The organism is Aeromonas sp. s4, from assembly GCF_040907855.1.
Taxonomy (GTDB): domain Bacteria; phylum Pseudomonadota; class Gammaproteobacteria; order Enterobacterales; family Aeromonadaceae; genus Aeromonas; species Aeromonas caviae.
This window is the reverse complement of sequence record NZ_JBFOCP010000042.1, coordinates 22346-28844: the sequence shown is the minus strand read 5'-3', so window position 1 is coordinate 28844 and position 6499 is coordinate 22346. Positions and strand designations below refer to the sequence as shown.

The window sequence follows — 6499 nt, the reverse complement described above, 5'->3', positions numbered from 1 at the left end:
ATGCTGTAGGGGGTCTGACCCTCCATCATCCTGCCCTGATGTGGCCGCTGGGTGTTGTAGTGTTCCAGGTAGCTATCCAGGTCTGTCTGCATCTGCTCCACCGACTCATACCAGGTCGTCCTCCCCTTGATACGGAAGTGCTCATCCAGCAGTGTGCGGTGCAACCGCTCGATAAAGCCATTGCTCTGCGGCCTGCGTACCTTGGTTGTCCGGTGTTCAATTCCCTCCAGTTGCAGAAACAGCTCGTAGGGATGATGGTCAGGGCGCCCACAGAACTCGCGCCCGTTATCTGACAGGATGGTATAGACCCGTGCCTCGTGGGTTTCAAAGAATGGCAGCACCGTTTCGTTGAGCACATGGACCGAGGTGATGGGCAGCTTGCTGGTGTAGAGCCGCCCCCAGGCGTGGCGGCTATAGCAGTCCAGCACGGTTTGCAGATACACCTTGCCGACCCCCTTGAGCGCGCCGACGAAGAAGGTGTCGACCGCCACCAGTTCCCCGGTGTAGTGGACCTCAATCTGGCGTTCGCGAAACTCGGGGCTGAAGCGCTCGAGCAGGCGAATTTGCTCGTCATTGAGCTCAATCGTTTGTTCCCGATGGGTTTTCTCAAGGCGCAGCAAGCGGTCGTGTTTGGAGAGCAAATCGTGACGTTGCCACACGCCACGCACGCCGCCGGCACTGACGTTGATGCCTTGCAGAGCTAGTTCTTGCGCGACCCGCAGCGGACCGTGAGTAGGCCTGGTGAGGGAGTAATCGAGGATGGCCTGCTCAATCTCGGGCGCGACCCGGTTGGGATGAGCCCCTTTACAGCCGGGCAGTTTGTCGAGCAAGCCCTCGGCGCCATAGGTCTGGTAATTACGACGGATTTCGTAGAACTGCTGACGACTGTAGCCGATGAGCTTGCAGGCTTTGCTGACGTTATTGAGCTCTTTGGCGAGTTCTAGCAGGCTGAGTTTACGACGTGCTACTTTCTCGTTGGTGGTCATACGGTGACTCCAGATAACACGGTAGGGGTACCGTTTTGTTATCCGGTTTGAAGCCGTATGACCACTCCCTTTTGTGGGCAACTGTCAGGTGAATACCATCTCCATACAGTTAGTGTATTTAAAAGACAAAAGAAGTCAGGCGCTTCCAGTCTGGAGCAGTCAGCGGCTGGCCACTTGACACCGACCCCCTCGAAGTTCAGCACTGTCCCTTCCCCGATTTCCGATGAAGCACCCGCCGACCGAGCTTGATGCCGCTGGTCTCAGAGATCGTGCGACCCTCGTTCTGGCTTAAGTGACTATCCAGGATGCTTCTAAGCCAAAGGCAGGCACGGTATTGATCCCCCTCCAATCCGCCGAGGATCAGAGACAACGTCAGGGACGCCATCAGGGATGATGGCGTAGCCGCAGCCGGCACAGGGATGTGCCGTCTGCGGCGGCCCGTCCGACGTTGGCTCTGAACTGAGGGGACTGGCGAAGCCAGCGGATTGGCGGGGGAGAAGACCTTTGGTGACTTTGGGTCTTTCCAAAGTCACTCGCCCAGGCCCGAAGGGCGGGCGAAACCCTGTCGAGGGCCAAGCCCTCGCATCCTGCACGGCGCCAGCAATGCCATCAGCAAGCGCCCCCTCATCCCCAACCCTTCTCCCACAAGGGGAGAAGGGAGCAAAGACGATCTCGGGAACTGGCCCCTCTCCCGCCATGGGAGAAGGAAGCAAAAACGACCACGGGAACAGACCCTCCCCCGCAGGGGAGAAGGAGGCGGGGATGATCCCCTCTCCCGTTGGGAGAGGGTCAGGGTGAGGGGATTAGAGCGCCTCCAATCTGGCATAGGCCGTCACCAGCCACTTGGCGCCGACGTCGTCGAACTGGATCTGCACCCGGCTCTGCTGGCCGACCCCTTCGAAGTTCAGCACTATGCCTTCCCCGAATTTCGGATGGAGCACCCGCTGGCCGAGCTTGATGCCGCTGGCGTCGAAGCTCTGCTGCACCTCGTTCTGGCTGAAGCGGCCGTACTGGGTGGGGCGGCTGACCTGGGTGCGCAGCCGGATCTCTTCCAGGCACTCGGCGGGCATTTCGCGGATAAAGCGGCTCGGCTTGTGGAACATCTCGCGGCCGTAGATGCGGCGGCTCTCGGCATAACAGATGTAGAGCTTCTCCATGGCGCGGGTCATGCCCACGTAACAGAGGCGCCGCTCCTCCTCCAGCCGCCCCGACTCCTCGGTGGATTGCTGGCTGGGGAACATGCCCTCTTCCACGCCGACCAGCAGCACCAGCGGGAACTCCAGCCCCTTGGCACTGTGCAATGTCATCAGCTGCACCGCGTCGGCATATTCGTCCGCCTGATTCTCGCCAGATTCCAGCGCCGCGTGGGCGAGGAAGGCGGAGAGATCGCTCATGTCCTCCAGCTCGTCCGGGCGCTGGTACTGGCGGCAGGCGGTGACCAGTTCGTCCAGGTTTTCTACCCGCGCCTGGGATTTCTCGCCTTTTTCCGCCAGATACATCGCCTTGAGGCCGGAGTGCTGGATGGCGATATCCGCCTGCTGGTGCAGGGGCAGCAGGGAGACCTGCTCCTCCAGCGCGTCGATGAGATCCACAAAGCCGCGCACCGCGTTGCCGGCGCGGCCGGTCAGCACCTTGTCATTGAGCAGCGCCTTGGCCGATTGCCACAGGTTCTGGCCCTGATCCCGGGCGTTGTTGCGCAGGATCTCGAGGGTGCGATCGCCGATGCCGCGGGTCGGGGTGTTGACCACCCGCTCGAAGCTGGCGTCGTCGCCACGGTTGTTGATAAGCCGCAGGTAGGCCATGGCGTCTTTGATTTCCTGGCGCTCGAAGAAGCGCAGGCCGCCGTAGATGCGGTAGGGCATGGCGTCCTGCATCAGCGCCTCTTCCAGCACCCGCGACTGGGCGTTGGAGCGATAGAGGATGGCGCAGTCGGCGAGCAAACCGCCCTTCTCTTTCCAATCCTTGAGGCGGCCGACCACGAAGCGTGCTTCGTCCACCTCGTTGAAGGCGGCGTACAGCGAAATCGGCTCACCCTCGGCCCCCTCGGTCCACAGCTCCTTGCCGAGGCGCTCGGCGTTGTTGGCGATGACGCAGTTGGCGGCTTTGAGGATATTGGCGGTGGAGCGGTAGTTCTGCTCGAGGCGGATGGTCTCGGCGCCCTGATAGTCGGTCAGGAAGCGCTGGATGTTCTCGATCTTGGCGCCGCGCCAGCCGTAGATGGACTGGTCATCGTCGCCGACGATCATCACCTTGCCGCTGTCGCCGGCCAGCATGCGCAGCCAGGCGTACTGGATACCGTTGGTATCCTGGAACTCGTCCACCAGGATGTTCTGGAAGCGGTCGCGGTAGTGCTCGAGGATGTGCGGCTTGTTGAGCCACAGCTCGTGGGCGCGCAGCAGGAGCTCGGCAAAATCCACCAGCCCGGAGCGATCGCAGGTCTCCTGATAGGTCTTGTAGATCTGCTGATAGGTGCGGGTGACGGGGTCGCCGTAGAGGTCGATGTCGCCGGGGCGCAGCCCCTCGTCCTTCTTGCCGTTGATGTAGCCCATCACGGCGCGCGGGGCCCAGTGCTTCTCGTCGAGGTTGAGCGCCTTGAGCACCCGGCGAATGAGGCGGTACTGGTCGTCGGAGTCGAGGATCTGGAAATCCTGTGGCAGCCCCGCATCCAGATGGTGGGCCCGCAGCAAGCGGTGGGCGATGCCGTGGAAGGTGCCGATCCACATGCCGCGCACGCCGTCGCCGATCACCTTCTCGACCCGGCCACGCATCTCGGCCGCCGCCTTGTTGGTAAAGGTGACCGCGATGATGGAGAAGGGTGAACAGCGTTCCACCTGCATCAGCCAGGCGATACGGTGCACCAGCACCCGGGTCTTGCCCGAACCGGCACCGGCCAGCACCAGCAGGTTGCAACGGGGGGCCGCCACCGCGTCTCTTTGCTTGTCATTGAGCCCGTCGAGCAGGGTTGAAACGTCCATCACCACTCCTGTTTATTTATACAGGCGGGGATTATACGGCCTGAGCCGCCAGAGACCAACCGGCAGGATCAACGAAGGGGGCGGTGATAGTCCCGGTATTGGCCCAGTACCTCACCGGAAAAGCTGAGCAACCGGGCGCGGGGGGCATCCAGCACCTGCTGGACGGGATCAAATCGCAGTGAAGCGGCCAGCATGCGACCCTCAGGCAGGGTCACTTCCGTGTTACCCATCACCAGCATGCCGTCCTGATAATGCCCATGCTCGAAGCGCACGATGACGTCATTCACCATCAAGGTGCCCTGCTTGAGCTGCAGTGATGCTCGTTGCATCTCTCGCAACGCAAACAGACTGGACAATGACGGACGCCCGCTGGGCATCCGCTGCAAGTATTCGTGGGTGGTCAATTGATATTGCAACTGACCCTGACGATCGAAGACACGCTCCCGATAATCGGTGTAGCGCGTCAGCATGCCGGCAGCCTGTGCCACTGGCATCCACAACAGGAGCGCCCCCGTCAGGAGCGCTCCCACTGGTTTACAGCTGATCGGCACAGCTGACCTTGTTGTCATCCAGGTCGGTACAGGAGACGAAGACCTTGTCAAAGGTCGACCCGGCCACCGGCGTCATCTGGGTTGACCAGTCATAACCCACCCCCTTGGCATAGATGGCGGTGTGGCTCTCCTGATCTTCCTGCATCCAGCCGATGTACTTCAGTGCGCCGCGATCGCTTTGGGCAAGTGCCTTGAACTCGTCGCTCGTGATGAGACACATGGGCTCTCCCATGGCCTTGGACAGCTCGGCATCCCGCGCCCCCACGGCGCCATCACAGCCGCCGGTCACCTTGATGGTCATGTCACTGCGATCCAGCATCTCATCGAAGAACGGCAGCACATTGATGTTGTACTTCACCCCCACCTCTTGAGGCTGCCAGCCCATGCCGGTATTGACGTATCGGGTCTCGACGCTTTCCCACTGGATAGTGGGCACAGTGCCTGCAAAGTGGTTCGCCAGCTCCTTGAGAGTCGCGGCATTGGCCTCGATCTCATCCTGGGTCAACGACTCGTCCAGCTTGCTCTGATCGATGGTCAGAGCGAGGCTCACCGCATCCTTCAACTGCGACTTGGCCTTGGCCAACCGTGCTTTGGCATCGTCGGTCAAACGGAAGAAATCGGCGTGCGCCACCAGCGCATCCGGCTCGATTTCCTGCTGACTGAACTGGGTCTCGAAGGTGCTGCTGCTCTCTTCATAGGTGGTGGTCGGCTGCATTCCCCAGGTGTCCTTGATGTGCATACGCGGCAAGGTCACTTCTTCCTGCAGGGTGACATAGGCGCTGTCCGGACCGTACTGGTAGGAGGCGGCGATGTTGAGGGCCGATGCCATCGCCATCGCCGACGCCCGCAGTGCCTTGGCACCGTCGAGGTGGAGGGTGACGGTATCGTCATCGCCATAGGTGGCGCTGTAATCCGGATCCTGGATATCGGCCAGGGCAGCCGCGACGTTTTCCAGGCTGTCGGCATAGGCGCCCATCAGCTTGGCCACGTCACGGGTATATCCCTTGCCACCTTTGAGCGCCACGGAGGCGGTGCCGGGGGTGTGGATGATGACATCCATCACCTTGGCCAGGCTGGTGCTGTAACCACTGCCAATGGCGGACGAGGTGAAGCCCAGGCGTTCAGCCACCACGGGGTTGTTGGTCACCTCCAGCATGGTCAGCATGGCCAGCACGATCTGGCGATCGGCCTTGCCGCTCTCACCGGTCTCGGCCTGCAGGGTCTCCTTGTACTCCTTGAACTTGCTCTCGACGTCCAGGTTTTTCAGATCGGTCAGTCCCTGCAGATCGCTCAGCACCTTGTCGACCGCCACGGAGCGGCCATTGACGCCAGCCAGGGTGGCGGAGAGGTGGGCTTTCGCCGCAGCCAGAGAGACGACGGCTTTGGTGAGGCCCGCTGTTTTCAGCGCCTCAACCAGGGAGGTGTTGAAGGCGTCATCGCTACCCAGTTCGACGATCCCCAGTTGCGCGACCTGCGCCTTGTCGAGGGTGATGCCGTTCTCCGGATTGCTGTCGCTGTCGAGCGTCTGCAGCAATGCCGCAATGCGGATCGCTTTCTCCTTGTCGTCACCCGCCAGGGTGTAAGGGGTTACCAGCGAGTTGCCCGCCTTGAGGGTCACCGCCCCCAGGCGCTGGTTGCCCAATGCGAATTCGCAGGTGTCGCCATCATCAAACAGGAATTCACCCTTGGCATTGGTGACACCGGTGTAATCGTTGCACCGATAGTCGAGGCCACCTACGACGGAATCCAGGAAGACGGCAGTGTGAAGAGGCTTGCTGCCGGTGTCGGTGCCACCGCCATTGTTGCCACCATTGCTGCCGCCACCGTTATCGTCACCACCGCCCCCGCAAGCGGTCAACATGACACCGGACAACACACAAGCCACTGCCATACTCAGCACGTTTTTTTTCATTTTTATCACCCGAACAAATGTCAAAAATACGGCCCCATCCCGGGGGCCAAGTTAATCCGGGTATAACCTAGCGTA

Annotated in this window: 4 protein-coding genes; all 4 read right to left on the bottom strand. The window is 61.1% G+C overall.

Features of this window, described 5'->3' with window-relative positions; genetic code table 11:
• Positions 1-986 (bottom strand): IS481-like element ISAs19 family transposase (locus AB5Y89_RS14025; protein ID WP_368223271.1); only part of this gene is annotated, 986 nt, incomplete at its 3' end.
• An 803-nt stretch (positions 987-1789) separates the two neighbouring features.
• On the bottom strand, positions 1790-3961 hold the full coding sequence (gene uvrD, locus AB5Y89_RS14020) for a DNA helicase II (RefSeq protein WP_010635485.1): 2172 nt from the start codon (positions 3959-3961) through the stop codon (positions 1790-1792).
• A gap of 68 nt (positions 3962-4029) precedes the next feature.
• The gene (locus tag AB5Y89_RS14015) at positions 4030-4431 is read right to left on the bottom strand and encodes a hypothetical protein (RefSeq protein WP_127464642.1); all 402 of its coding nucleotides are present in this window, start codon (positions 4429-4431) and stop codon (positions 4030-4032) included.
• 64 nt (positions 4432-4495) lie between these two features.
• Positions 4496-6403, bottom strand: a complete 1908-nt coding sequence (locus AB5Y89_RS14010) for a hypothetical protein (protein ID WP_368224002.1) — start codon at positions 6401-6403, stop codon at positions 4496-4498.
• Positions 6404-6499 lie beyond the last annotated feature (96 nt).

Coding starts and splice junctions, on each gene's coding strand:
- AB5Y89_RS14010 (WP_368224002.1), bottom strand. CDS start 6,403: ATGGCAGTGGCTTGTGTGTTGTCCGGTGTCATGTTGACCGCTTGCGGG.
- uvrD (WP_010635485.1), bottom strand. CDS start 3,961: ATGGACGTTTCAACCCTGCTCGACGGGCTCAATGACAAGCAAAGAGAC.
- AB5Y89_RS14015 (WP_127464642.1), bottom strand. CDS start 4,431: ATGCTGACGCGCTACACCGATTATCGGGAGCGTGTCTTCGATCGTCAG.